20 protein-coding genes, 1 tRNA gene and 1 other annotated feature are annotated in these 26,010 nt (G+C 44.0%); of the genes, 7 read left to right on the top strand and 14 right to left on the bottom strand.

Going from position 1 to position 26,010, the window contains the following annotated elements:
* Positions 1-32 precede the first annotated feature (32 nt).
* Complete coding sequence (locus tag FFM78_RS08970) at positions 33-1,358, top strand: APC family permease (RefSeq protein WP_137638103.1); 1,326 nt, start codon at positions 33-35, stop codon at positions 1,356-1,358.
* A 170-nt stretch (positions 1,359-1,528) separates the two neighbouring features.
* Here FFM78_RS08970 and FFM78_RS08965 read toward each other — a convergent pair whose 3' ends face one another.
* The 3 genes from FFM78_RS08965 to FFM78_RS08955 form a co-directional block, all read right to left on the bottom strand.
* Positions 1,529-3,358, bottom strand: a complete 1,830-nt coding sequence (locus tag FFM78_RS08965) for a heavy metal translocating P-type ATPase (RefSeq protein WP_137638102.1) — start codon at positions 3,356-3,358, stop codon at positions 1,529-1,531.
* Between the two features lie 241 nt (positions 3,359-3,599).
* A complete protein-coding gene (locus FFM78_RS14230) occupies positions 3,600-3,971 on the bottom strand; it encodes a hypothetical protein (RefSeq protein ID WP_137638101.1) in 372 nt (123 codons plus the stop codon).
* Positions 3,972-4,284: 313 nt separating this feature from the next.
* Positions 4,285-5,544, bottom strand: a complete 1,260-nt coding sequence (locus tag FFM78_RS08955; protein WP_137638100.1) for a hydroxymethylglutaryl-CoA reductase, degradative — start codon at positions 5,542-5,544, stop codon at positions 4,285-4,287.
* Between the two features lie 208 nt (positions 5,545-5,752).
* On the opposite strand from FFM78_RS08955, the gene FFM78_RS08950 reads away from it, so the two are divergent.
* The 3 genes from FFM78_RS08950 (at position 5,753) to FFM78_RS08940 (ending at position 8,116) form a co-directional block, all read left to right on the top strand.
* Entirely contained in the window at positions 5,753-6,553 is an 801-nt protein-coding gene (locus FFM78_RS08950) for a transporter substrate-binding domain-containing protein (protein ID WP_137638099.1), read from the top strand.
* 105 nt (positions 6,554-6,658) lie between these two features.
* The gene (locus FFM78_RS08945) at positions 6,659-7,345 is read left to right on the top strand and encodes an amino acid ABC transporter permease (RefSeq protein ID WP_137638098.1); all 687 of its coding nucleotides are present in this window, start codon (positions 6,659-6,661) and stop codon (positions 7,343-7,345) included.
* A 24-nt stretch (positions 7,346-7,369) separates the two neighbouring features.
* Positions 7,370-8,116, top strand: a complete 747-nt coding sequence (locus FFM78_RS08940) for an amino acid ABC transporter ATP-binding protein (RefSeq protein WP_137638097.1) — start codon at positions 7,370-7,372, stop codon at positions 8,114-8,116.
* Positions 8,117-8,168: 52 nt separating this feature from the next.
* On the opposite strand, the gene FFM78_RS08935 is transcribed toward FFM78_RS08940, so the two are convergent.
* From FFM78_RS08935 to trpS, 5 genes are all read right to left on the bottom strand, one after another.
* Positions 8,169-9,128, bottom strand: coding sequence for a Ppx/GppA family phosphatase (locus FFM78_RS08935; RefSeq protein ID WP_137638096.1), 960 nt, complete (start codon positions 9,126-9,128; stop codon positions 8,169-8,171).
* Between the two features lie 36 nt (positions 9,129-9,164).
* The gene (locus FFM78_RS08930; protein ID WP_137638095.1) at positions 9,165-11,303 is read right to left on the bottom strand and encodes an RNA degradosome polyphosphate kinase; all 2,139 of its coding nucleotides are present in this window, start codon (positions 11,301-11,303) and stop codon (positions 9,165-9,167) included.
* Positions 11,300-12,829, bottom strand: a complete 1,530-nt coding sequence (locus FFM78_RS08925) for a Ppx/GppA phosphatase family protein (protein WP_137638094.1) — start codon at positions 12,827-12,829, stop codon at positions 11,300-11,302. The genes FFM78_RS08930 and FFM78_RS08925 overlap by 4 nt, the downstream gene beginning before the upstream one ends.
* Positions 12,830-12,959: 130 nt before the next feature.
* Complete coding sequence (locus FFM78_RS08920) at positions 12,960-13,562, bottom strand: cyclodeaminase/cyclohydrolase family protein (protein ID WP_137638093.1); 603 nt, start codon at positions 13,560-13,562, stop codon at positions 12,960-12,962.
* A 273-nt stretch (positions 13,563-13,835) separates the two neighbouring features.
* Complete coding sequence (gene trpS / locus FFM78_RS08915; RefSeq protein ID WP_137638092.1) at positions 13,836-14,852, bottom strand: tryptophan--tRNA ligase; 1,017 nt, start codon at positions 14,850-14,852, stop codon at positions 13,836-13,838.
* 45 nt (positions 14,853-14,897) lie between these two features.
* Positions 14,898-15,104, bottom strand: a binding site (T-box leader).
* Between the two features lie 148 nt (positions 15,105-15,252).
* Between trpS and helD the strand changes: the two genes are divergently transcribed.
* Together helD and FFM78_RS08900 are read left to right on the top strand one after the other, a co-directional pair.
* On the top strand, positions 15,253-17,556 hold the full coding sequence (gene helD / locus FFM78_RS08905) for an RNA polymerase recycling motor HelD (protein ID WP_137638090.1): 2,304 nt from the start codon (positions 15,253-15,255) through the stop codon (positions 17,554-17,556).
* Positions 17,557-17,632: 76 nt separating this feature from the next.
* Positions 17,633-17,705 (top strand) — tRNA-Thr (locus FFM78_RS08900).
* Positions 17,706-17,927: 222 nt separating this feature from the next.
* Here the strand turns inward: FFM78_RS08900 and FFM78_RS08895 are convergent.
* Positions 17,928-18,188: a GlsB/YeaQ/YmgE family stress response membrane protein gene (locus tag FFM78_RS08895; protein ID WP_137638132.1), complete on the bottom strand. Its 261-nt coding sequence runs from the start codon at positions 18,186-18,188 to the stop codon at positions 17,928-17,930.
* A 192-nt stretch (positions 18,189-18,380) separates the two neighbouring features.
* Here FFM78_RS08895 and FFM78_RS08890 point away from each other — a divergent pair, with 192 nt between their 5' ends.
* Positions 18,381-19,226 (top strand): glycosyltransferase family 8 protein, encoded by an 846-nt coding sequence (locus FFM78_RS08890; RefSeq protein WP_137638089.1) that lies wholly within the window; start codon positions 18,381-18,383, stop codon positions 19,224-19,226.
* A gap of 66 nt (positions 19,227-19,292) precedes the next feature.
* On the opposite strand, the gene lplA is transcribed toward FFM78_RS08890, so the two are convergent.
* The 5 genes from lplA to pdhA all read right to left on the bottom strand — a co-directional run bounded on the left by lplA (position 19,293) and on the right by pdhA (position 25,141).
* Positions 19,293-20,306, bottom strand: coding sequence for a lipoate--protein ligase (gene lplA / locus FFM78_RS08885; RefSeq protein ID WP_137638088.1), 1,014 nt, complete (start codon positions 20,304-20,306; stop codon positions 19,293-19,295).
* A gap of 81 nt (positions 20,307-20,387) precedes the next feature.
* Positions 20,388-21,794, bottom strand: a complete 1,407-nt coding sequence (gene lpdA / locus FFM78_RS08880; RefSeq protein WP_137638087.1) for a dihydrolipoyl dehydrogenase — start codon at positions 21,792-21,794, stop codon at positions 20,388-20,390.
* 3 nt (positions 21,795-21,797) lie between these two features.
* A complete protein-coding gene (locus FFM78_RS08875) occupies positions 21,798-23,048 on the bottom strand; it encodes a 2-oxo acid dehydrogenase subunit E2 (RefSeq protein WP_137638086.1) in 1,251 nt (416 codons plus the stop codon).
* 16 nt (positions 23,049-23,064) lie between these two features.
* Positions 23,065-24,045 carry an alpha-ketoacid dehydrogenase subunit beta gene (locus FFM78_RS08870; protein ID WP_137638085.1) on the bottom strand — a complete coding sequence of 327 codons (981 nt, stop codon included), beginning with the start codon at positions 24,043-24,045 and terminating at the stop codon, positions 23,065-23,067.
* Complete coding sequence (pdhA, locus tag FFM78_RS08865; protein ID WP_137638084.1) at positions 24,038-25,141, bottom strand: pyruvate dehydrogenase (acetyl-transferring) E1 component subunit alpha; 1,104 nt, start codon at positions 25,139-25,141, stop codon at positions 24,038-24,040. Before pdhA ends, FFM78_RS08870 begins: the two co-directional genes overlap by 8 nt.
* Positions 25,142-26,010 lie beyond the last annotated feature (869 nt).

Below are 26,010 nucleotides of genomic sequence, written 5' to 3'. Positions count from 1 at the left end.
TATTCTATTTTATTTAGTGAGGAATTTTGATAATGGAACAAAATGGACTTAAACGCGAAATGGGTTTAGCCGCGGCACTGGCAACGGTAATGGGCACCGTGATCGGTGGTGGTGTTTTTTTCAAAGTGGCTAGCGTCACCAGCGCGACCGGTACCGCTAACTTAACTTTATTCGTTTGGTTATTTGGTGGCCTGTTAACTATCTGTGCCGGTTTAACCGTGGCGGAGTTGGCGACGGCAATTCCCCAAACTGGCGGTGCCATTAAATACATCGAATACACTTACGGTAAACCTTGGGCTTTTTTGTTAGGCTGGGCACAAATGCTGATCTATTTTCCCGCCAATGTTGCCGCACTATCTATTATTTTTAGTACCCAACTGCTCAATCTATTTCACCTTAACCCTCAGCTTCTGATTCCGTTGGCGATCATCTGTGGCGTCAGCATTACTTTGATCAACTTTTTAGGTGCGCGGGTCGGTGGTGCACTACAAGTTTTGACGTTAATATTTAAATTGATCCCGATCAGCCTGATCATTATCTTTGGTTTATTAACCCGGGACCCCGTTCATTTCACCTTACTCCCGTTATCCGCAGGTCCGCACCAGAACTTCTGGACGGCTTTAGGTGGGGGCTTATTGGCCACGATGTTTGCTTACGATGGGTGGTTGAATGTAGGCAGCCTTGCAGGTGAATTGCGCCGACCACAACGGGACCTACCATTAGCCATTATATTAGGTTTAGCACTGATTACTTTGATCTATTTTGTTATTAATTTCGTTTTTTTGCGCACGTTACCTCTAACTGCTTTACAAGGCAACCTTAATGCAGCAGCCGACGCGGCCCGCCAAATTTTTGGTGCTTTTGGCGGTAAGCTAGTCACCATCGGCATTCTAATTTCTGTTTATGGTGCGATCAACGGCTATACCTTAACGGGGATGCGTGTTCCTTTCGCTTTGGCCTACGAAGATCAATTACCATTTAGCCAGTATTTTTGCCGGTTAACGCCACATACCAAGGTCCCTTATCTAGCCGGGTTATTTGAACTAGGTGTTGCCATCATAATGATGTTATTAGGTAGTTTTGACCTTTTAACTGATATGTTAGTTTTCGTGATCTGGCTATTCAGCTTATTGATTTTTATGGCGGTATTTATTTTACGTCGCCGTGAACCGGACATGCCGCGACCGTATAAAGTGCCGGGTTATCCTCTAGTGCCACTATTCGCTTTAGCCGGTGGTGCCTTTATCTTGCTAGAAACTCTATTCACGCAACCTGTTCTGGCACTAACTGGTATTGGTTTGACGGCAATCGGCTTACCGCTTTATTATGGTCACCAGCGTACAAAAAGGCGGCTATGATTAACTGATCATACATTGGGAAAAATAACTAAAAGGTCGCGCCATCAATAATAGATGGCGCGACCTTATTTCATACGATCAATTAGTACCTGGTCAATAAAATATTGGTGGATCGATCAAGCGCTGACCTGCGCTTTTGCTAAATAACAACTATCAGCAAATACCATCAATCACGGTTGCTTGACCTGACGAAGCGGCCCTTTTGTTTTTTTAGGATCACGTCGTGCCTGTAAGGCTAATAAAATTGTGATCGTATCCACTGCCTCTTGAAATAACGCGCCTACTAGTGCTGGGATCACGCCGGTTGCCGCAACTAACATTAAAATGACTAAAATACCAATACCGATCAAAACATCCCCTTTGGCGATTCGCATGGTATCTTGAGCAATCGCCACTGCCCGCGCCACACGGTTAAGATCATCTTTTAAAATTACCACATCAGCGGATTCACTGGCAGCAGTTGCGCCATGAGCCCCCATCGCGATCCCCACATCAGCGGTGGTCAGTGAAGGCGCATCGTTAACGCCATCGCCTACCATAATAACGGGTTGTTGCGTTGGTGGTACCGCCTGTAATAAATCAATTTTATCTTGTGGTAGGCAACCGGCGTGAACTTCATCAACACCAACTTGTTGCGCGATCTTAGTGGCAATAGCCGCTTGATCACCGGTTAACATCAACACCTGTTGCAGCCCGGCTTGCCGCAAAGTTTGAATAGTCGCTGCCGCTTCCGGCCGTACTTGGTCGCTAAATTCAATATACCCAACGTATTCACCGGCCACGGCCACGTGGATTGCTGTTTGCTGCGTTGGTGAGCGCGTAATTGCCGGCGCCACGTAATTTAGTTTGCCGACCTTAACCTGCCGGGTGCCTACCATTGCCGCAACTCCAGCGCCTGTCACCTCATTTAAATGACTGATTGGCAATAACTTGGTCGGACCAACATAATTCACCAACGAACGGGCTAAAATATGGCCTGATTGTTGCTCAGCACTAGCGGCCAATTGACATAATTCTGTAGCACTTAATTGGGCCACTGTAACAACTTGCGTCACCGTCAACTGGCCTTGCGTGATCGTCCCCGTTTTATCAAAAGCGATCGTACGCGCCTGAGCTAATTTTTCAATCGTAGTACCTGTTTTGACAATAATACCATTACGACTGGCACGACTCATGCCCGCTACCAGTGCGATCGGTGCTGCAAGAATCAGCGGACAAGGTGACGCTACCACCAAAACTTCAGCAAAGCGAACAGGGTCGCCAGAAAGTGCCCAGGCCACGCCAGCGATCAGTAACGCAATTAATGTAAAGGGTACGGCATAGCGATCGGCCATTCTAACAAAATGGGCCGGTTGCTCCTTAGACGTTTGCACTAATTTAACGATGGCTTGATATTGACTGTTAGCCGCAACCTGATCAACCACCATTGTTACCGCAATATCACCATTGACTGCACCAGATAGTAATTCCGCACCCACTAATTTTTCAACTGGCCGGGATTCACCGGTTAAGGAGGCTTCGTTAAAACTGGATACTCCACTGAGTACACGACCATCTACCGGCACCATTTCTCCTGGCTTAACGATCAGATGATCGCCGACAGCCACCACGGAGACTGGAATATCGTTTAATTGGCCATTAACTAGCCGGTGAGCCACTTGCGGTGAATGATCCAGCAAGGCTTTTAACTCAATACCAGCACGTTGCGCTGCATAATCTTCTAAGGAGTCACCACCGGTCAACATGACCAGTACCAATAGGCTAGCCCAGTACTCACCCACTGCTAAGGTAGCCCCAACGGCTAAAATAGCCAACAAGTCCACCCCATACTGACCGGAACGTAACGTTTTCAACATATCGATCAACATAATGATCGTCATCACGATACCCAACAAAGTGACCAAGCTTTGTGCTGCCAAAGCTTGATCAAAAATGAATTGTAATCCTAGCGCAACAACGCCAACACCGACGGTTGCCCCAAATTGATAACGATGTTCCATCAGCTCACCTCCAGTCCTTTTACTCTATCATCCATGTTTGCATGAAGTAAATAAATTAAACCCTAACTAAAAAATTATATCTAAAAAGCCAGTCACTGCAGCTAGTTGATCAGTGGCAGCATTGATACCACCCTTAAAACTAGTTGGTAACTGGTCTCAGTTCACAAGATTAAAAATTTAATCAAATTAAGTACTAGAATTATTTTTTTAAAGCTGGTTAACTTGCCACAATCTATTTTTGCTAAAAGGTTTCGTATAAAGATTTCCCATCGGCTAGTTCCGTTTGTAAACGTTGGAATTCATGCTGTTCAGTCGGAGTTAAGTCAACGCGCGGTGCCAATTGCTGAATTTGTTTGATAAAAACATGTTGAATGCTAAAGTGCTGATTCTGTAGTAGCGCGCGTACCGTAAATTTAACCACTAATTGATCGCCGGCGTATAACCGGAACGTTGACCCTGTATGCTCAAATAGTCGGTGTGGGTAAGCCTGCCACCATTCATATTGTTGACCTTTTCGATCTTGAAACAATAAGTAATACTGCCCTGACTGGCGTTGCCATGGTTCAACAACGGTTAAAGTTAGTTCATCACGTTCACCATTTCGATAGCCCATGATTGACCACTCCTCTTATTAACTTCATAATCATTATAGCAAAAAGTAAGCGCTTAAATCAATAGCCGGTATCATAAAAACTAATTTTTTCTTAAAATAATCAAAAAAGTAAAACTCACTATCGACGCCTGCACAATAAACGTGCGTTGCCAGCAACTCTGCCTGGCTACACTTTAAAATGAATTCGCCACGCTAATATAAAGAAAGGATCGTGACGTATATTATCTATACCACGATCCCTTCACTTAATAATAAACCTATCAGGAGTGTAACTTAACTATACCGGAACTTCCCTGCCGGGCCAAATAATATGCTAGCGGGTTTGACGTAAAGCCGCTAATAATTTTTTAGTAGTTTCGAGATCTAACGTTGACGCGTGCTTTAAAGCCGCCACCAGTGGTCCAACCTCATCAGGTTGGGCACCAGCAGTTACCGCTAAGCTTTTTGCCTGCAGCGCCATATGCCCCTGCTGAATGCCGGTTGTCACTAGCGCTTTCAAGGCCGCCAAATTTTGGGCCAATCCTAAGGCAGCGATCACTTGCATCAATTCTTCGGCCGACGAGATCGCCGCTAAGCGCTGATTCGGCAAAACCGCTGGCAGTAACTTTGTTGCCCCACCGACAAAGCCGACTGGCAACGGCAACGTTAACTGTCCCCGTAAAGTTGCAGCATCCACTTGCCATTGACTGAGTCCCCGGTATTGACCATCACGCGCTGCATAAGCATGGGCCCCACTTTCAATAGCCCGAAAATCATTGCCAAAGGCTAAAACGGCAGCATCCACACCATTCATGATTCCTTTATTGTGAGTTACTGCCCGGTATGGATCTAATTGTGCGATCCGACTAGCAGCAGCAATCCTTTGAGCCACCTCGGCGCCAGTAAACTGACCACTAGCCAATCCGGCCACTGGAATTGCACCCGTGACCGTAACCAAGCTTGCGGTAGCGTAGTTGGATAAAATACTCATCAATACCGGCGCTGCCAGTCGATCTTGTAGCTGTTGTGCCACGGCCTCCAACATGGTGTTCAGCATGTTCGCTCCCATTGCTTGTTGAACATCCACACCGAGATCGACTGACAGATCATGCTCACTTAATTGGCGCAATCGTAGCCAGCGTGCACCGCCACCTCGTTGTTGTAATGATGGGTGTGCCGCATTGGCAATTTGCAATAAATCATTCTCTTGGGCAGTAATTTTAGCCGTTAAAGCCGCTACATCGGTTACCTGCGCCAAAATAATCTGACCTGTCAATATGCGTTGAGGTTGACTAGCCGTAAAGCCGCCACCTAATGCAGCCAAGCGCGCACCATTACTGGCGGCAGCGATCACGGAAGGTTCTTCGGTGACCATCGGAACTTGATAGGTTTTGCCGTTGACTATTAAATGACGTGCCAGGCCTTCAGGTAAGGCAAAAGTCGTCAGTTGATTTTCCACTAGTTGATCAGCACGTTCTTGGGTCAAGCCGGTGTGATTGGCAAAAAAAGCGGCATCCCGCGGTGTTAAAAGTTTGTGACTGACCAACGCAGCAATTCGCTGCAGCCGTTTAAGCTGGTAAAATTTTTTAGACAAATTTAAACGCTCCCTCTATGGTAAGGAAATATTTTTCGACAGATCAGGCAATGACTTAATAGCAGTGCCTGGTTTATTATTTATTTTAGCACGTCGCGCATTAAGAAAATTTGTCAACTTAGTTAAAAAATAACTGAAAATGTTATATACTTATGCTTGTTGACGATTTGTAAGTTAATACAATACTTGATAAGGTGGAATTCAAATAATGAAAAAACTTTTGGGCATTTTCGGGGCTGCAGCGGCAGCACTCTTATTGGCCGTTGCACCAGCAACAACACCAACACATGCTGCTAGTAAGGCCGTTACAGCTGAATTAAATAAAAAAGGCACCTTGCAAATTGGGTTAGAAGGTACGTATCAGCCTTATGGTTATCATGAAAATGGTAAATTAACCGGCTATGAAGTTGAAGTTGGCCGTGCTGTTGCCAAAAAATTGAAATTAAAACCTGTTTTCGTGGAGACCCAATTTGATTCATTGATTGCCGGCTTAAACGTTAACAAGTACGATTTAGTATTAAATGACATGGCGATCACCAAGCAGCGCAAGGCCAAGTATCGGTTCACCACACCCTATATTTATAGCAAATCTGAATTAGCGGTTAAAAAAGGTAATACAGCGATCAAAAAAATCACGGACATCAAAGGTAAAAAAATGGCGCAGACGACATCAAGCAACAATGCAACCGATGCTCGCCGCCTAGGCGCAACGATCACCTCCAGCACTGGTTTTGAACAGTCGATCGAACTCGTCGAACAAGGCCGCGCCGATGGAACGATCAATTCCGTTGAAGCCTTTGGTGCTTATATGAAACAGAAACCTAATGCTAAAATTAAATTGATCAGTGGCGGTTCTAAGCTAGAAACCCAAGAAATTGCCGGTATGCTGAATAAAAAAGACAAGCATTTAACCAAATCAGTCAACAAGGCCTTGAAGAGTTTGCGTAAAGATGGTACGTTAAAGAAAATCTCACAGAAATACTTTGGTACTGATGTAACCAAAAAATAACGTTAATTTTTGAGTGGAGCAGCGGGTTCAAGCATCATCTAAGTGACGCGGATGAGTACCAGCTACCCCACTTTTTTTACATAAGCACGTGAAAGGATGTTCTATATGTCGAGTAGTACTTGGGAAATTATTACTTCTTCCTTGCCGCAAATTCTTACGGCAGCAGCTAAATATACGATCCCTTTGACCTTGATCTCATTCGTGTTAGGCCTTTTGCTAGCACTACTTACGGCCATGGTTCGTTTATCTTTATTGCGGGGTCCCTTCCAAATAGTCCGCGGTATCTTCTGGGGTTATGTTTGGATTTTTCGTAGTACACCGTTACTAGTACAATTATTCATCGTTTTCTTTGGTCTACCTAATCTTGGCGTTCAGTTTAGTCCTTGGACGGCAGCAATCATTACTTTTACTTTAAATGTCGGTGCTTACAGCTCAGAAACGATTCGGGCCGCTATTCTTTCCATTCCGAATGGTCAATGGGAGGCTGCGTTAACGTTAGGCATGACCCGCCGCCAAGTTTTATTCCGAATCATTTTACCGCAGGCAGTTCGTGTTTCTTTGCCGCCACTTTCAAATTCATTTATCGGCTTGGTCAAAGATACTTCCTTGGCATCCAGCATCACGATCGTAGAAATGTTTACGGTTGGCCAACAGATCTCTGCTAAGACTTATGAGCCCTTATTGCTGTATTCGCTGGTCGCCTTAGTCTATTTAGTGATCTGTACCGTGTTGACAGTTCTACAAGGCTATCTCGAAAAATGGACTTCACGCTACGTGCCAACACAACATTGATCAAATAAGGAAGGAGCCTTTATCTTGCTAAAACTTGAACACGTTAATAAAATTTACGGCGAACGCCACGCATTAAACGACGTTAACATTGCCTTTCCTGAGCATAAAACAACGGTTATCGTTGGGCCATCTGGTTCTGGTAAATCAACCTTATTGCGCTCGTTAAACCTATTGGAACGGCCGGAAAATGGTCTTTATCATTTTGATGATCTGACCTTAGACTTTAGTAAATCAATTCCAGAAAAGAATATTCTGAGCATTCGTCGGCAAACTGGAATGGTTTTCCAGAGTTTTAACTTGTTTCCTCATCTATCCGTCTTAAAAAACGTAACGGAAGCACCGATCCACGTTTTAAAACAATCAACTGCAGCGGCTACTTCGACGGCCAAAGATTTATTAGCTCAAGTCGGTTTAGCGGATAAGGCCGATCAATTTCCAACCGCCCTATCCGGTGGTCAACAACAGCGCGTCGCTATTGCTCGTGCTTTAGCAATGAAACCAAAATACTTATTTTTCGATGAACCTACTTCAGCCTTGGATCCAGAGCTAGAAGCAGGTGTGCTCCGGGTGCTTTTAAAATTAGCTCAAGAGCACAACTCAATGATCGTTGTGACCCATAATATGGAGTTTGCGCGGGGAGTCGCTGATCAGATTATTTTCCTAGAAGAAGGCGAGATCCTCTATAGTGGCGATCCTAAAACCTTCTTCACTGAACCGACGGAACGGATCCACGAATTCTTATCCGCAATGAATTTCATGGTTAAAGCATAATATTGTAAAAGCGTCAGCTGGTAAAATTTTGCCAGCTGGCGCTTTTTGATCATCAGTAACTTATTTGAACTTCGCCCTGTTCCTGTAATTGGTTAAGATGTTCGTATAAGATCCCTTCGCGAACGCCATTTTGGGAGAAAACTACCCGATCAGAATCCAAGAAACGAAGGATCGTGACGATCGGCGTCATACCTCCAGCAATAATATCTGCACGGTCCTTGGCCAGACCAGGAATTTTTTTACGACCGGCCAGATCTTCACTGATCACTTTAGCGTAGACATCGTTGACCTCGCCAACTGTCATCCGAAAACCATGAATATCTTCAAAATTCAGGACGTGTTTTTCTTTACGGCGAATTTTGGCTAAGGTGCGGTTACTACCACCTAAAGCAACAATCGGTAAGTTTTGGCCCCGGTGTAGCCACCAAACACCATTAAACAACCGATTAACAAAGGTCGTTTCCCAAAATAAATCAGCGGCCTTAACGTGATCAACTCCGTCCTTGTAAAAAGTTTCGGTTAAATTAACGGCGCCGATCGGCAAGCTGATCAAATTTTGCGCCTTACCATTTTGCACTAAAACAAGTTCACAGCTGGCACCACCGGTATCCATAATCACACAATTGGTCACTGGTAACGTGTTGATCACCCCTAAGTAATCATAATAAGCCTCCATCGTACCTGGAATAACCTCAATTTTTAAACCAGCCACCTCATCTGCCACCCGTTTAATAAACTTTTTCTGATTTTTAGCACTGCGCACTGCCGCTGTAGCGACTGCCCGCAAGGTAACGTTCGGTAATTGCTGATAAATAGCCGCAAATTTTTTCAAAGCGGCAATTGTACGGTCAATTGCTGCGGTTCGTAATAGCTGCTCTTTTCCCATATCTTCTGATAAGCGCACCATTTCCTTATGCTGCTGGGCAGCCCGAAAGCTACCGTCTTCATCAATTTCTGTTACCGACATTCGAACTGAGTTAGAACCCAGATCGATGACCACAAAGTTTTCCATTTCACGTGCTCCCTTTATAAACTGATTAAAACAGTCCTAATCTTCATCCAATGGCGACCATGGTTTTTGCATTGGTACAAAATGCGTTGGCGGTGCAGTTTTTGGCTCAACCGTTCGCCGCTGCGCCGCAACCGCTTCTTTCAACAAACTGGCCTGAACATCTAGTGGGGTCAACCCGCGCCGATCGACTTTTTGGTAGCTACCATCGGCTTGTAACACACGTGTTTTCAGGTTATCTTGCCACATCAACTGGTAAATATGAACGATCTGCGCCTTAATATCGGGTTGTAAAATAGGAAAAAGTAATTCCACCCGCCGACTTAAATTGCGATTCATCAAGTCAGCAGATGATAAGTACAATTTCTCTTCACCGCCAGCATAGAAATAATAAATACGGCTATGCTCTAAAAAGCGCCCAACAATTGAATGAACGGTGATATTTTCGCTGATACCAGGCAAACCGACCTTCAAACAGCAGATTCCCCGGATGATCAAATCAACTTTCACACCAGCCGCTGCCGCTGCATAAATTTTTTCGATCATTTTTTTATCGGATAGGGAATTCATTTTCATCCGGATCAATGCCTTTTTACCCGCTTTAGCATTGGCAATCTCATCGTCGAACCGCGCATTTAAAAACGGGCGCAACGTTAACGGGGCAATATTCAGCTCCGCAAAATGTTCCGGTTCAGAAAAGCCCGACAACATATTGAAAATATTTGATGCATCCACACCCATTTTCGGATCGGCTGTAAACAGGCCCATATCTGTATATAAACGCGCCGTAACATCATTGTAATTACCAGTCGCCATGTGCATGTAACGGCGAATACCATCACCTTCACGACGTACGATCAATAGTAACTTACAGTGTGTCTTTAGACCGACCAAACCATATATCACGTGGCAACCTTTTTTCTCTAATTGTGTTGCCCAATGAACATTATTTTTTTCATCAAACCGCGCCTTTAGTTCAACTAGAACCGTCACTTGCTTGCCATTTTGGGCAGCAGCACTTAAATACTGAATGATCGGTGAATCACTGGACACCCGGTAAAGTGTCATTTTAATGGCTAAGGTATTCCGATCATTGGCTGCCTGTTTGATCAGCTGAATCACCGGGTCAAAACTGTCATAAGGATGGTGGAGGAACAGATCCCGTTGGCGAATCGCAGCAAATAAATCGGCTTGCCGCAAAACCGGTGGTGTGTAAGCTTTAAACGGCTTATACAATAATTCAGGGTGATTTTTAACTGCTTTAACTAATTTACTGAGCACGGTTAAATCAATCGGACCTTTGATGTCATAAACATCGGCTTCGTGAACTGCTAAGGCTTTGATCAGCCGTTTGCGTAACGTTTTACTAGTTTCCGCCGCTAATTCCAACCGCATCACTTTGGTATGTTCACGCATTGCCAGCTGATGCACGATTTCTTTCATTAGATCCGAAGCATCCTCTTCGGCAACGTCAAAATCCATATCGCGGATCACCCGAAAAGTTTGAACCTCTTTAACCTTAAACCCGGTAAACAACTCACCGATAAACGGTTTGATCACATCTTCCAATAAAATAAATTGATTATCACCTGGTAAGGTCACCACTCGTGGAAAAACATTAGGGACTTGTACCATCGCAAAGCGGCGGGCTTTTTTTTCATCCCCATGAGCATCATTTTTCAATAAACGGAGCGCTAAATTCAGTGTATTGTTACCAATAAACGGAAACGGCCGTGAAGCATCAACCGCTAACGGTGTCAGCACTGGATACAACACTTGGTGGAAATATTGGCTACAAAAGCTAAGCTGCTTTTTCGATAAGCGATCATAGGTCAACAAGCTGATCCCCACTTTTTCCAGTTGTGGTAATAGTGAGCGGGTCCAAGTCGAATATTGTTTTTCAACTAGTGGATGAATCTTGGCGCTTAAGGCAGCTAATTGTTCAGTGGGCGTCAGCCCCGCCACATCTGGTGTTGCGTAGGCCACAGCCTGCATTTTCCGCAGCGAGGCTACTCGAACCATGAAAAATTCATCGAGATTACTTTGGGTAATACCTAGAAAACGCACTCGCTCCAATAAAGGATTAGTTTTGTCCCGCGCTTCTTCTAACACCCGATCGTCAAAATCGACCCAGCTTAGTTCCCGATTAACAAAGTACTCTGATTTAGCAAAATTCATCGCAAACTCCCCTTTCGCTGTAAAATTGGCTGTAAGCCGTAAACATTAGTGAAAAAGTCCGCCTTTTGCGCAAAAGTCCATTTCTCTAACTCAATATCGGCGTTGGCAGTAGCCGTCACGGTAATCGTTGTCCGGCGGATACTGACGCTGATCGCACTGATCTTGGCTTGATGACTATCGTCCAAAGCGTCAGCTAAACGTAAAATGGCGGCTAATTTGGCGATCACTAAACGCTGTACTAAAGGAAGTTGATTGAAGTGACTTAAATCTGCCGAAGGTGCCGCTGAACTATGGTAACGGGCAACTGCCGCCACAATTAATTGCTCGGTATGATCCAAACCTAAGATCTCGCTTGCACGAATAATATATTCAGAATGAAAGGCGTGTTGATTGGCATCTAAATATAAACCGGTATCTTGTAAAATAGCGGCCAGCTGCAGCAACAAGCGTTCACGGCGACCTAGCCCATGAATTTTACGCAACCGATCAAACAACTGCACCGCAAATTTCAATACTTGTTTCTGGTGACCAGTGTCAATATTATAACGTGCTGCCACGTGCTGGGTTGCGGTGATCACCGCAGCATCAAAATCCCAGTGCTTATATTTTCCATTATGACTACCTAAATGCACCATAAAGCCATCCAGCAACTTAATATTGGTCAACCAAATTGTTTTCGTCTGCAACGCATCTAAAATTTCGTCTAATAACAAAAACGTTGGGGCAACTTCAGTGGCTTCAAGTTCTGGTAACTGTTCGTCATTTTGTAATTCTTGCGGTGATAAAGTCATCACTTGGTGATAGCGTTGATTAAACTGCTGGTGACTGATCGTTAAACTACGCTGACCCATTGGGATCATTTTTTCCAATAGCGTTAGTTTGGATCCCATTAAAATCACCTGGCCAAACGCCTCTTGCGGTAAAAAGCGTAAAATATCCAACAATTTAGAATGAATATAATCGGCTAAAATAACCTCATATGCGGTTGCACGCCGTTTTAACTCCGCCATCCGCTGCGCCACTTGTAAAGGGCCTAGTTGTAGCTCGCGCGTCAACGTTAACTCACCCCGTTGGAAAACCATTAAGGTGATCGAGCTGGCTCCGAGTTGCAAAAGCACGGTATTCTGCTGACTCAGCGTGTGAAAATTCGGTAAGTAAATGGCCGTTGCTTCATAGCGAAATAATAATTCTTCACTGACGGTCATAAAATGAACCGTCAACCCCGTTTTAGTATAGATCTGATCGCGCACGAAATTAATATTTTCGGCTGAAGTGATCGTATGACTTGCGACAACTCGCTGCTCGGTCACACCATAGTCTTGCATCAGCTGCTGAAAACCACGTAGCGCGTCGATCGCAGCGTTAACTGCATCCACATCGATTCCACCATCCGAAAATAAGCGCTCACCTAATGCAACCGGTGCGCTGACTCGTTCAATAACTTCTAAGGTCCGCAAATTAAAAATACTGAGATCCAAGCTTTGTGCACTGATCACGATCCCGCCAAAAAATTTTGTCTTCACCATTGCCCCACCTCCGCAAAATACCATGACCAAACTTTTCAATTTAACGGCTTAAGCGTTTACTTTATTCTAACAAAAAATCCGGCGCCTGCGCGTCGGATCAACCAATTTGTACGATATTAATGGCCAGCAGTTATTGTAACTTTGCCACAACTTGTTGATAAACTCGCTGACAACGGATCACATTGTCATTGACTAACGCTGCGGCAGTTGCATTCAACGTTGCTGCTTCTTGCCGGTCTTGCATTAAGCGTGTATTAACGTAAACGTTGAGCACTGTACCTTCTAGAGCACTACGACAAGTAGCAGCAGCAACCCCAACATCGCTTTGAAGTAATTTACTCCCCTTAGTCAGTAAGCCTTCGAGCAATGGTACCAACGTGTCTAATTGCTTTAAAATGGCTAATGGCACCGTTGTTGCTTGAACTAACGCTGACTCCAATATTTCTGCCCGCTGCGGATCGTCTTTAGGGATACGATAGGCTTTAGCCAGGGGAACAAAACCAGCGGCGTCAGCAGGGATCTGCGCTAATAGATCGGTGATCAATTGTTGTGTCGCCACCAAGATCTGTGCCAATTCATCAGCATACCCGGCGTACTTTTGCTTGCCTTGGGTCAAGTTAACGACCATGCTGGCCAAGGCCGCCGCTGTTGCGCCACTTAAGGCACTGGCGCCGCCACCACCTGGAGACGGCGCCGCAGAAGCTATCTCTTGTATAAATTGTTCTAATTCCATTTCATCACCTAAATTCACTCAAATTCGCTCTAAAATTCATTGAACAGTATTAGATTACGAGAAATTTAATCTAAAAGCAACCTAGTGTCACTAGCGCGTGCGCATTTACAATAATCTAGATCCCGACTACCAAATGCAAAATTACATGTGAGCACCGCCAGCTTTGCGCTATTTCGTTGCTATGCAGCTAGCCACCCGCACTTTGAACTTGGCAATTTGCTACATGATTAATGGGCTTTTAAGCTCAGACCTAGCCGTAAACAATTGAAAGCGCTAGTCGAAATAATTAATGCCAATGGCTGCACGAACTTCGGCTAACGTCTGATTGGCAACCTCGTTAGCTTTAGCACTGCCTTTAGCCAGGATATCATACACGGCAGCAGGATCCTTAGCGTATTCTTCACGTCGCTGCCGAATTGGGGTTAAAACGGCTTGTAACACCTCGTTTAGATAGCGCTTCAGCTTAACATCCCCTAAACCGCCAGCTTGATACTGCGCCTTTAATTCCGCAACGTGAGCTTGATCTTCAGCAAAAACATCTAAGTAAGTGAAGACAACGTTGCCGGCAACTTGACCTGGATCCGCCACGTGAATATGCTTAGGGTCAGTGTACATCGACATTACCTTTTTTTGGATCTCATCGGCGGAATCAGCTAAATAAATGGCATTATTCAATGATTTACTCATTTTAGCGTTGCCATCTAAGCCAGGTAAACGGCCCTCACCTTTAGGCGGGAAAACCCCCTCTGGTTCCACTAAAACATCACGCTTATAAATACTGTTAAAACTACGCACGATTTCCCGTGTTTGTTCCAACATTGGTTCTTGGTCATCACCAACTGGAACAACGCCGGCCTTAAAGGCAGTGATATCAGCAGCTTGACTAACCGGATAGATCAAAAAGCCGGCGGGGATACTTTGGCCGAAGCCCTTTTGCTGAATTTCACTTTTGACAGTTGGGTTACGATTCAATCGCGAAACATTGACAATATTTAAATAATGCATGGTCAATTCATTTAAAGCCGGAATTTGTGACTGCACTAAGATTGTTGATTTAGTGGGATCAATGCCAACCGCCAAATAATCCAAGGCAACTTGTAACAAGCTGTGGCGAATCTTTTCCGGATCACGCGCATTGTCGGTCAATGCCTGCATATCAGCGATCATAATGTAAGGATCGTAGTCACCAGAATTCTGCATAGCTACTCGCGTCCGCAATGAACCAATATAATGCCCGATGTGAAGCTTGCCTGTTGGCCGATCACCCGTTAGAATTACTTTTTTTGTCATATTATTTTCCTTCTTCCATAAAAAAAGTCCCATTGATATGATTATCAATAGGACGCTCAAAGTCGTGGTACCACCTAAATTGTGCCGCAAATACGACACCACTCTTGCTTAAGGCGCAAACACCGCCAACGCTACTAAAAGATTCACGCCAGCACTCTAAGGGCCATTCACCGCCAGTGATCGTCATTTTACACCAACCAATGACTCGCTGTTGATCCGCTTACGGTTACTCTTCCTCTTCAACGTATTAGTTTTATTGTAACGATTTCACTGTGCTGTGTCAAAGACAAAAAGTCTTCTCCATTCACCTTCATGGTAAAATGTGATAAAATAATTCACCGCAACTAGATTTATTATTGCCTGGTATTCATTAAATGTAATCGCTAAGGAGGTCAACTTTTTGGACGAAAAAACCAAACAACAAGAACAGGCACGGGTCACTGCGGTGATCGGTAAAATCCAACACCGGTTAACCGTTAAAGATGCTCAGTTGGAACAAGCCCAGCACGAGACCACTTCGATCGAGCAAAACTATGGCGATAATACGCGGGTCAATATCACCGAAGTTGATGACCGCATCGAAACCAACGCTGCCGTGCAACAACAAAAACAATTAGTCGCACGAACAGTCGAAAACGAAGCCATCTTAAAACAACAAATTGAACAGCTAAAGGATCTTCAGCAATCACCATATTTTGGCCGGATCGATATTGCCGAAGACGGCGAACACGAAACTTTATATATCGGTACAGCTTCATTTATTGATGATCAGCAGCAGGATTTTCTTATTTATGACTGGCGAGCACCGATCTCCGGAATTTATTACAACGGCACTTTAGGCAACGTCAGTTACGAAACACCAAATGGCCCAGTGCAAGCCGAATTATTGAAGAAACGGCAATTTTTGATTGAACACGGCCACATCGAAAATCTGTTTGATACCAATGAAACTGTTGGCGACAGTATGCTGCAGCATGTCCTCGGCGCTGACAGCGATGAATACATGCGTAATATTGTGGCAACGATCCAACAGGAACAAAATGATATTATTCGCGACACTAAACATGATATTTTGATCGTTCAAGGTGTCGCCGGCTCCGGCAAAACCTCAGCTATTTTACAGCGAATCGCCTTTTTACTTTATCATAGCCGCGAGTCCTTAAATTCAGAGCAAATGATTCTTTTCTCGCCTAACCGACTATTCAGTCACTATATCTCTGAAGTTTTACCTAGTTTAGGTGAAAAGAACATGCGCCAAGTCACATTGGCCGAATTCTTAGGTCAACGTTTTGCTGGCTTGCAAGTAGAAACCTTATTTCAGCGGTACGAGCAAGATCAGGCCAGCTTTCCTGTGCCCGCTCAGAAAATTCGGCGGTATAAGGAAAGCCACCAATATATTCAAGCAATCGAGCGCTATTTGAAACAAACACAGCCGCAACAATTAGCTTTTACAGCCGTCTATTTTGAAGGGCGCGCTTTTTTCACTAAAGCGGAGATTGCGGCGATCTACGCACAGCAACCAGTTAAAATGCTGGCCGCAGATAAATTTTTAGCCACTAAGAATACCTTGATCAAACGATTAAAACACCGAATTCGCAAAGAAGCAAAGGCCGATTGGGTGGCCACTGAGGTCGATATGCTCAGCGAAGATCGCTACCGCAGCATTGTGGGAACACATCGGTTTACCAGCGGCGACGATGAATTTCGTTATATTGCTGAAAAAATTGTTCGGGAACGTTTAACCATTGTCTATGATGCCTTGTATAATGATTATTTTATTGATTTGTATGAACAGTACGCCGATTTCATGAGCCAAGCTGCACCGCCAGAGGTCGCCCCTGCTGTTTGGCAAACGATGATCGCCAGCTTTCGTGAGCAACTGGAACGCCACTATCTACGGTTAGAAGACGCAGCCCCACTATTATATTTGCGAGATCGTTTAACCGGTAGTGGGCAAAATCACGCGATGCAACACCTCTTCATTGATGAAATGCAAGACTACACCATGGCGCAGCTAGCCTACATCAAGCATGCCTTTCCCAATGCTAAATTAACTTTGCTAGGCGATCGCGCGCAGGATCTATTCACGGCCCATTATCGCCAACGCGACTTCATTGACGAATTAACGACTATTTTCCACACGCACAGCATCAATCTGATCACACTTAACAAAAGCTATCGCTCGACCTACCCGATCACAGCTTTTGCAGCAGCTTTATTACCAACTGGCAACGACATTCAACCGTTTACCCGGGACGGCCGTAAACCAGTGTTGATCACAACTGATTCAGCAACTGCCAGCTTACAACAGATCACCCGCCAATGCCGGCAATTATTGTTACGCCACGAAACGGTGGCGATTTTAACCAAGGATCGTGCCACCAGCGCCCAACTCTTTACCCGTTTAAAGCTGGATGTGACGACCACGCTACTTTCCGATGCAGATCGAGCGCTACCAAAAGGAGTGCTGATCTTGCCGATCTATTTGGCCAAAGGACTTGAGTTTGACGCAGTTATTGCATATGATGTTGCCGCAACGAATTTTAATGCAACCGGCGATCGTGATATTCTTTATACCATTGCTTCACGCGCCATGCATGAACTCGTGTTAGTCAGCACCGGAATGCCCTGCACATTTATTAAGCAGATTCCTACCGCCATGCTGGAAACAGCGACTGCACTGCCGATCAATGAATTACCGTAAAGGTCTTGCAATCATTTTAAATATATAATATACTATTTAGGCGGTCTTCTCATGGACCACTAAATTGTATATTTATGCCGCTTTAGCTCAGCAGGTAGAGCGCATCCATGGTAAGGATGAGGTCGCCGGTTCAAATCCGGCAAGCGGCTTATAGAAATTCACAAGGACGGATGCGCCATAAAACATTTAGCAGTTATTTCATAGAAAATGGTGCTTACGTTTAAAAAAGGTGGGGCTATAACATTAATTATGTTATAGCCCCACCTTTTTTTAATAGTATGACCGTCTTAGTCGGCCACCATTTCTTAGAAAACTTGATTTTGCTCATCATCCAGCTCAATTTTAAAAATTGCAACAACACTAGCAAACGACTAGCTTTTTTTCTTGCGTGTGCCGCCGATAACAAATGACATGATCAAAACCAATACAACCGCCCCAATGATCGAAGGCACAATAGCCATCCCTGCAACCAGTGGTCCCCAGCTACCTAAAACCATTTCACCTAGCCAAGAGCCGACTAAACCAGCAACAATATTACCGATCCAGCCTAGCGGTAGATCACGACTGGTTATAACACCGGCAATAGCACCGATCACCGCGCCAATGATCAAAACCCAAAGTAGATGCAACATGTTGATCAGTCCTTTCTTGTTCTGCATATTTGGGTACAATTTCACAGTAGCATTAAATTCCCAGTAGATTCAATTTAAATGCATGCTAATAACGCCGCTGTCTGCATATAACTTGCCAATCACATGTAACTTCTTGTATGCTTTAGCTAATCCAATCTATAACCTTAGCATAATACGAATGGAGGAAGTAGCATGTCGACCATTGCAATCGTCTCAACCACTAATTCAAACTTTGTAACACCATTGATTGCCCTTTACCGTTCGATCCTGCTCAATAATCCGACGAGTAAATTTACCTTTTATATTTTTGCCGATCATTTAATTGCAGAAGATCAATTTCGATTAAAACGGCTTACTGTAGATCACGCCAATTGCCAACAAATTAATTTTCTGAGCGTCGATGAAGCCCTTTTTCAAAAGGCCGTCACGGATGAACGCATCGTCAAGTCAGCCTATTATCGGATCTATACCGCCGATTTATTGCCTGAACTTAACCGGGTACTCTACCTGGACTGTGATCTGATCTGCACCGGTAATATCGAACCATTGTGGCAGACAGATCTAAACGGTAAAGTGATCGCAGCAGTGGAAGACGCTGGTTATGTTCCTCGCCTAGCTGAAATGCAGATCAAAGCCCAACAGCCTTTTTATTTCAATTCTGGTGTGATGTTGATCGATTTAAAACGCTGGCGTGAAGAAAAAATCACTGCCCAAGTCATGAATTTTATCAATCAGCATCCAGAAAAATTAAAATATCACGATCAAGATGCGCTTAACGCCATTCTAGCCGATAAATGGTATTACTTGCATCCCAAATATAATATGCAGTCCCGCTTGATTCGCCGCGAACAGGAACATCCTTTACCACCAGCAGAAATTTTGGCGGAAGAAGCACGCCAGAACCCGATTTTGATTCATTATTCTGGTCGGAGTAAGCCATGGCTGGAATTTGGTGTGCGTCCCCATCCGCTCCGTAGCGAATACTGGAAGTATGCCCCTAAAACTTTGCGGATCACCACCGATCAACAAATCAGCTAAACAAAAAGACGAAGCTAACCCACTAAAGTAGTTGGGTATAACCTCGTCTTTTTGTTTGTTCAATCATTAGTCAACTAATAGATCCAGCAACTCAGCTGCCGGAATACCATTAAAATACTGCTGGGTATCTGTTTGTTCAAGTACTGCCGCAATGTGTTGCCGGTCATAGATCACACCGTGTAAGGCGGTGGCCAATTCGGTCACATCCCCGGCGCCAAAGAAATCACCATAGAATTTTACGTTAGCTACTTTACCTGCCTTGATCAGGAAGCGTGCGTCAATAGTTCCCATGTCAAAATGGTGCCGTTTTTGGATCGTAAATTCTGGTGAATGGCCGTAGACCCAGTCCCAGTTATCGTAATATTGTTTACGAATCTTAGTAATTTCCGCTTCATCTGCCGCCGTTAATTGATATTCATGCGGTTGTGCAGCAGCCATACTATCAACCCCAAGTAACCGCTGGATCAATAAATCACGGAATGACTCCGCATTTAAATCAGCATATTGTGGCAACAAATATGGACGTAAATTAGTGACCCGACTGCGAACCGACTTGATACCTTTAGATTTAATTTTATCTGCAGGTACATTAAGCGCATGGGTAACCACATCAAGATCAACGTCCAACATTAAAGTCCCGTGGGAGAATGTTTTCCCTTTTTTAGTGTACATGGCACTACCAGAGAACTTCTTGCCATCGATCAACATATCGTTCCGGCCAGAAACCTCGGCGGCCGTTGCACCAAGTTCATGTAAGGCATCAACGATTGGTTGTGTGAAGACTTTAAAGTTACCGAATGCTTGGTCTTTGGCATCAACTACAAAGCTGAAGCACAAGTTACCGAGATCGTGATAAACCGCCCCGCCTCCAGATAAACGCCGCGTAACTGTGATGTTATGTTCACGAACATATTTCTGATCAATTTCTTCCAGTGTGTTTTGATTCCGACCCACGATAATTGAAGGTTCCTCAATGTAAAACAACAACAACGGCGCGTCAAAATCCTTTTCGTTCATTAAATACTGTTCTGTTGCTAAATTTTGCCGAATATCGTGTGATTTCATCGCAATATAATACATAGACCTCGTCCTTTTCAATAATAAATTTCAGCATAAAAACAATAAAGCTTGAAACAAGCTGCCTCGTTTCAAGCCTATTGTCTAAATATTAATTGGTAAATCAAGCGCTAATTCAGCTGCGTCGCTGATCATTTCACTTAACGTTGGATGTGGATGAATCGTCAATGCCAAATCTTCAGCATTAGCACCACTTTCAATGGCCAAGGTCAATTCAGAAACTAGATCGCTAGCCCCAGTTCCGGCAATTTGCGCACCGAGCAACATTTGATCTTCTTTGCGCACAACCAACCGAACAAAACCATCCGTTGCGGCTAAGGATAACGCACGACCATTAGCCATGAACGGGAATTTAACCGCTTTAGCGTCGATACCAGCTTCTTTAGCATCAGCCAAAGTCATCCCCGTAGTCGCTAATTCAACGTCAGTGTAGCAAACTGCTGGCATTGCGTGATAATCAACTGTGTCCGCTTTACCAGAAATCGCAGCGGCCGCAACTTTACCTTCATAACTAGCTTTATGAGCCAAAGCAGCCCCAGCAACGACATCACCAATGGCATAAATATTGGGTTTGTTAGTCCGTCCTTGTTGATCGACTTTGATCAACCCTTTTTGGGCCATTTCGATACCGGCCTGTTCTAAGCCCATATCGTTAGTGTTTGGCCGCCGACCAACCGTGACCATCACGTAATCAGCAACTAAGGATTTAGTTTCTTTACCCAATTCAAATTCAACTTTAACACCATTATCGACTTCGGTCGCTTTTTTGGCCAAACCATTAGTAATGACGTCGATGTGCAATTGTTTGAAACGCTTCAAAACAACGGCCACCATGTCTTTTTCATAGTTTGGTAAGATCGTGTCGGTTCCTTCAATGATCGTTACATGCGACCCAAGGTTAGCGTAAGCACTGGCTAATTCACAACCAATGTAGCCCCCACCAATGATGACAAAGTCTTTAGGCACCTCTTTTAAGGCCAAGCAACCAGTGGAATCCAATACCCGGCCTTCAAATTTGAAACCAGGAATTTCGATTGGCCGACTACCAGTCGCAATAATCAAATTCTTAAACGTATAAGTTTGGGCATTTTCCTTACCAATGACCCGCAAACTGTGGTCATCCTTTAGAAAGGCTTGTCCCATGACGACGTCGATTTTATGTTTACGGAATAATCCGGAAACACCGCCAGTTAATTTGTCAACAACCTGATGCTGCTTCCAATCTTGGGCAACACCAAAGTCTAATTTCGTGTTTTCACTGGAAATCCCAAAAGTTGGTGAGCTTAAAGCTTCCTGGTAACGATGACCAATGGAGATCAGGGCTTTAGAAGGAATACAGCCGACGTTTAAGCAGACACCACCAATATATTCTTGTTCGACTACAGTCACTTTTTGACCTAATTCAGCCGCACGGATCGCCGCAACGTACCCACCAGGGCCAGCACCGATCACAATGGTATCTAAATCAATTGCAAAATCTCCTACAACCATATTCTATCCCTCCATCAGTAATAATTCTGGATCCTCTAATAATTCCTTCAAGCGGTTCATTGCCTTTTGGGCAGTAGCGCCATCGATCAAACGATGATCGAAGGATAAGGATAATTTCAACATCCGGCCAACTACAATGTTATCGTCAGCATCAACATAAGGTTCTTTCTTGATCACACCGACCCCTAAAATAGCAACTTCAGGGAAGTTGATCACTGGTGTAAACCACCCACCACCGATCGAACCAATGTTAGTGATCGAAATTGAAGCATCTTTCATTTCATTAGCCTTTAACTTATTATCAATGGCCTTTTGCGTGTTTTCACTGATATCTTGGGCTAACTTGAAGACACTCTTAGTATCCGAGTCCTTCAACACTGGCACGTATAACCCGTGATCAGTATCCGTCGCGATGCCAATATTGTAATAATGGCGATAAACGATTTCTTTAGCTTCATCGTCAACTTTTGCGTTAAAAGTTGGGAATTCACGTAAAACAACCACTAAGGCCTTCGCAATATAAGGCAAGAACGTTAATTTAATGTCTTGTGCAGCAGCTACGGTCTTAAATTTCTTACGGTGATCCCAAAGTTTGGAAACTTCCGCTTGATCAAATAAGGTAACGTGCGGAATCGTATGCTTGCTGTTGACCATTGCTTTAGCAATTGCCTTACGGACAGGTGACATCTTTTCCCGAGTTTCTAATGGTGCCGCTTCTGCAGCTGCTGCTGGGGCAGTAGGTGCCGCCGCAGTTGCAGTGGCCGCAGCAGGCTGTGCTGCAGTAGCTTGATCATTATTCAAGTAGCTATCAACGTCAACCTTAGTGATCTGACCATGATTCCCGGTTCCACCAATACCAGCTAAATCAACGCCATTATCCCGCGCGTATTTACGAACAGAAGGCATTGCCAAAACGGGCACATTTTGGGTTGGGGCAACTGGTGCAGCTGCCGGTGGCCGTTGCGGTGTTGTTGTTTGAATATGTTCAGGTGCCTCTGGTGGCGTTGCTGGATCATCTGCAGTTGCAATTTCGACCAATACCTGGCCAACTGTAGCAGTGGTATCAGCTTCAACCAAGATCTTACCTACTTTACCAGTTACTGGTGAGGTAATATCTTCGACTGACTTATCGTTTTCAACTTGTAATAAATTATCGTCTTCTTTGATGTCGTCACCGGCCTTAACGTACCATTGGGTAATTTGGCCTTCAGTGATTCCTTCACCAATATCCGGCAATTTAAATTGATATGCCATTAATTGTCATCCCCTCTTAATTAAATTCACTGACTTGCTTAACTGCAGCAACAATATCGTCACTATTAGGTAACCAGTCCTGTTCGGCTTCCCCAAATGGATATGGTGTATCAGGTGCAGCTACCCGTGCGATTGGTGCTTTCAAGTACAGAATACCATTTTCAGCGATTTCAGCAGCAATCTGGCCACCAACGCCAGCCTGTTTTTGGGCTTCTTGAACTAAAACAACCCGGCCGGTCTTCTTGAGCGAAGCCAAAATTGTTTTAGTATCTAACGGTGCAATTGTCCGTAGATCAATCACTTCAGCGGAAATATTGTCTTTAGCTAAAGCGTCAGCAGCCGTTAAGCTTTCGCGAACCATTGCGCCATAAGTAACGATGGTCACATCATTACCTTCGCGAGCAACGGCAGCTTGATCTAATGGAACCGTATAGCTTTCATCCGGAACTTCCTCACGGAAAGAACGGTAAAGCTTCATGTGTTCCAGATACAATACTGGATCATTAGAACGAATGGCAGAGATCAATAAACCTTTAGCATCGTAGGGGTTGCTTGGCACAACCACCCGGATACCAGGAAACTGAGCGACTAAGCCTTCCAAACTATCAGAATGTAGTTCAGGAGTATGCACGCCACCGCCAAATGGTGCCCGGATCGTGATCGGCAAATTCCGGCTACCGTCCATCCGGTAACGTGTCCGTGACATTTGGCCACCAATTGAATCCATAACTTCAAAAACAAAACCGAAAAATTGAATTTCCGGAACTGGCCGCCAGCCTTGTAAAGCCAAGCCAATGGATAAACCACCGATACCAGATTCAGCTAAAGGTGTATCGAATACACGATCTTCACCATATTTAGCCTGTAACCCATCTGTTGCCCGGAAAACACCACCGTTTTTACCAACGTCTTCACCAAAAATCAACATTTTATCGTCATTTGCCAATTCTTGATCTAACGCATCTGTGATGGCTTTGATCATTGTTTTTTTAGCCATTGTTTGCGGCCTCCTTCGTCTTAAAATCTGCTACTTGCTGTTGAATGTTTTGTGGTTGAACTTCGAAGGTGTTTTCCAAGAACGAAGAGACCTTCTGTTTTGGTGTTGCATCAGCTTCAGCAATTGCTTGCTTGATTTCTTCCTTAGCTTGCTCAACGACCGCATTTTCTTTATCTTCTGACCACAAGTCTTTAGCAGTTAAATAAGCCCGCATCCGTGTCAACGGATCACGTTTCTTCCACAGATCATCTAATTCCTTAGTCCGATAACGTTTAGGATCATCACCTGATAATGTATGCGGTCCATAACGATAAGTCAAAGTTTCAATAAGGACTGGACCATTACCAGCAGCCGTATATTCACGTGCCGCTTTCATAACACTGTACACAGCTAAGGCATCCATCCCGTCGACCTGAACACCTGGAATTCCGGCTGCAGCAGCTTTTTGTGCCAACGTTGGCGCCGCTGTTTGTTTTTTACGTGGAACAGAAATGGCAAAACCGTTATTTTGAACAACGAAGATTGCAGGCGCCTTAAACGCACCAGCAAAGTTAACACCTTCATAAAAGTCCCCTTGTGATGTACCGCCATCACCAGTGTAAACGTAAGCAACTTGTCCACTTTTATTTTTCTTGATCCCTAATGCAATCCCAGCCGCTTGAACATATTGCGCACCAATGATGATCTGTGGTGGCAGCGCTTGCAATTCTGCCGGATAATGATTACCAGCAGCATGCCCGCGTGACCACAAAAATGATTGGGTCAAAGTTAAACCATGGCGCAATAATTGCGGAACATCCCGATAACCTGGGAGTAGAAAATCATCAGCCTTCATCGCGTAATTACTAGCTAACTGACTGGCCTCTTCACCAGCAGTCGGCGCATAGAAACCTAAACGCCCTTGCCGATTAAGTTTAGTTGCTTGGGTATCCAGTGTCCGTGACCAAACCATTTGTGACATTAACTCAGTTAATTGGTCGTCACTCAGATCAGGTAATAAATCTTTATTTACAACTTGACCATTTTCATCTAACACTTGCAATTCTGAGAATGAATTCTCAGCAGCTAGAATTGCCTCAAAGTCGATTTGACTCATTGAAGATTCCTCCTTATGATGTAAGCTTAGGCTTATGCTAAAGATTATTTAAAAGTAATGCATCAAGCTTTTTTCTAAAGCTTGTTAGCTTATTTTTTCACAATCATAAAACAAGAAGCCTGTTTTGACGCCATTTTGTGGCTGTACAAAGCAGAAAAGATTGCTCAGTTTTACACTATATAATTTCACTAAACACTTTCCTATTTCAGAGTATCACAAAATGTAAGCGCCAGCAATAGGGCAAAAAAAAAACTGCTAAAAATAATTTTTATTTGGTTTTTTTCACGATAAATAACACAACTAATTCACCATTTATACAGAAGCTTTCCCACTAAAAAATAGTTACATATTATGATCTGTTGTTATGACCAATCAATTACCACCCAGAAACTTTACGCTACTTAACCAGTATAAATCAGAACCATCCGTTTAACAGATGGTTTGCTCTGCGGCTGTAAAGTGCTATGTTCAGCCAATATTTCAAAACACTTTTTCCTACACCTTTGTATTGCCGTAACAAACTTGATTAATACTCAGGTGTGAAACCAATACGATATTTACATAACCATTTAATGTGGGCTAAGCTGTTTAGTCACCATTTGGTTATTTTCCGGTTTCCATATTTTAGTTTGTTAGCTTCGGCCCCGATATTCTAAATCTAATTGCGTGTACTCACACGACAAAAAAAGGCTCTATACTTTTTCCTGTTGATCGTTTACAAAGTGGTAAGCTATTAACAGGATTTTTTGTGCAAAAAAGAGCCCACAGCCCCCATCCAAAAAATCCACCCACAACAGTATCATTTAAAAGGATATGAGAAAACCGTGAACCCTATAGACCATCATATAAAATTTGCGCTCAATATTAAA

The organism is Loigolactobacillus binensis (genome assembly GCF_005405165.1).
Lineage (GTDB): Bacteria > Bacillota > Bacilli > Lactobacillales > Lactobacillaceae > Loigolactobacillus > Loigolactobacillus binensis.
This window is presented reverse-complemented; position numbering and strand designations above follow the sequence as displayed.

Coding starts and splice junctions, on each gene's coding strand:
- FFM78_RS08965 (WP_137638102.1), bottom strand. CDS start 3,358: ATGGAACATCGTTATCAATTTGGGGCAACCGTCGGTGTTGGCGTTGTT.
- lplA (WP_137638088.1), bottom strand. CDS start 20,306: ATGTATTATATTGCGATGAAATCACACGATATTCGGCAAAATTTAGCA.
- FFM78_RS08875 (WP_137638086.1), bottom strand. CDS start 23,048: ATGGCATATCAATTTAAATTGCCGGATATTGGTGAAGGAATCACTGAA.
- FFM78_RS08970 (WP_137638103.1), top strand. CDS start 33: ATGGAACAAAATGGACTTAAACGCGAAATGGGTTTAGCCGCGGCACTG.
- FFM78_RS08890 (WP_137638089.1), top strand. CDS start 18,381: ATGTCGACCATTGCAATCGTCTCAACCACTAATTCAAACTTTGTAACA.
- FFM78_RS08935 (WP_137638096.1), bottom strand. CDS start 9,128: ATGGAAAACTTTGTGGTCATCGATCTGGGTTCTAACTCAGTTCGAATG.
- FFM78_RS08870 (WP_137638085.1), bottom strand. CDS start 24,045: ATGGCTAAAAAAACAATGATCAAAGCCATCACAGATGCGTTAGATCAA.
- FFM78_RS08920 (WP_137638093.1), bottom strand. CDS start 13,562: ATGGAATTAGAACAATTTATACAAGAGATAGCTTCTGCGGCGCCGTCT.
- trpS (WP_137638092.1), bottom strand. CDS start 14,852: ATGACAAAAAAAGTAATTCTAACGGGTGATCGGCCAACAGGCAAGCTT.
- FFM78_RS08895 (WP_137638132.1), bottom strand. CDS start 18,188: ATGTTGCATCTACTTTGGGTTTTGATCATTGGCGCGGTGATCGGTGCT.
- FFM78_RS08930 (WP_137638095.1), bottom strand. CDS start 11,303: ATGAATTTTGCTAAATCAGAGTACTTTGTTAATCGGGAACTAAGCTGG.
- pdhA (WP_137638084.1), bottom strand. CDS start 25,141: ATGAGTCAAATCGACTTTGAGGCAATTCTAGCTGCTGAGAATTCATTC.
- lpdA (WP_137638087.1), bottom strand. CDS start 21,794: ATGGTTGTAGGAGATTTTGCAATTGATTTAGATACCATTGTGATCGGT.
- FFM78_RS08925 (WP_137638094.1), bottom strand. CDS start 12,829: ATGGTGAAGACAAAATTTTTTGGCGGGATCGTGATCAGTGCACAAAGC.
- FFM78_RS08945 (WP_137638098.1), top strand. CDS start 6,659: ATGTCGAGTAGTACTTGGGAAATTATTACTTCTTCCTTGCCGCAAATT.
- FFM78_RS08950 (WP_137638099.1), top strand. CDS start 5,753: ATGAAAAAACTTTTGGGCATTTTCGGGGCTGCAGCGGCAGCACTCTTA.
- FFM78_RS14230 (WP_137638101.1), bottom strand. CDS start 3,971: ATGGGCTATCGAAATGGTGAACGTGATGAACTAACTTTAACCGTTGTT.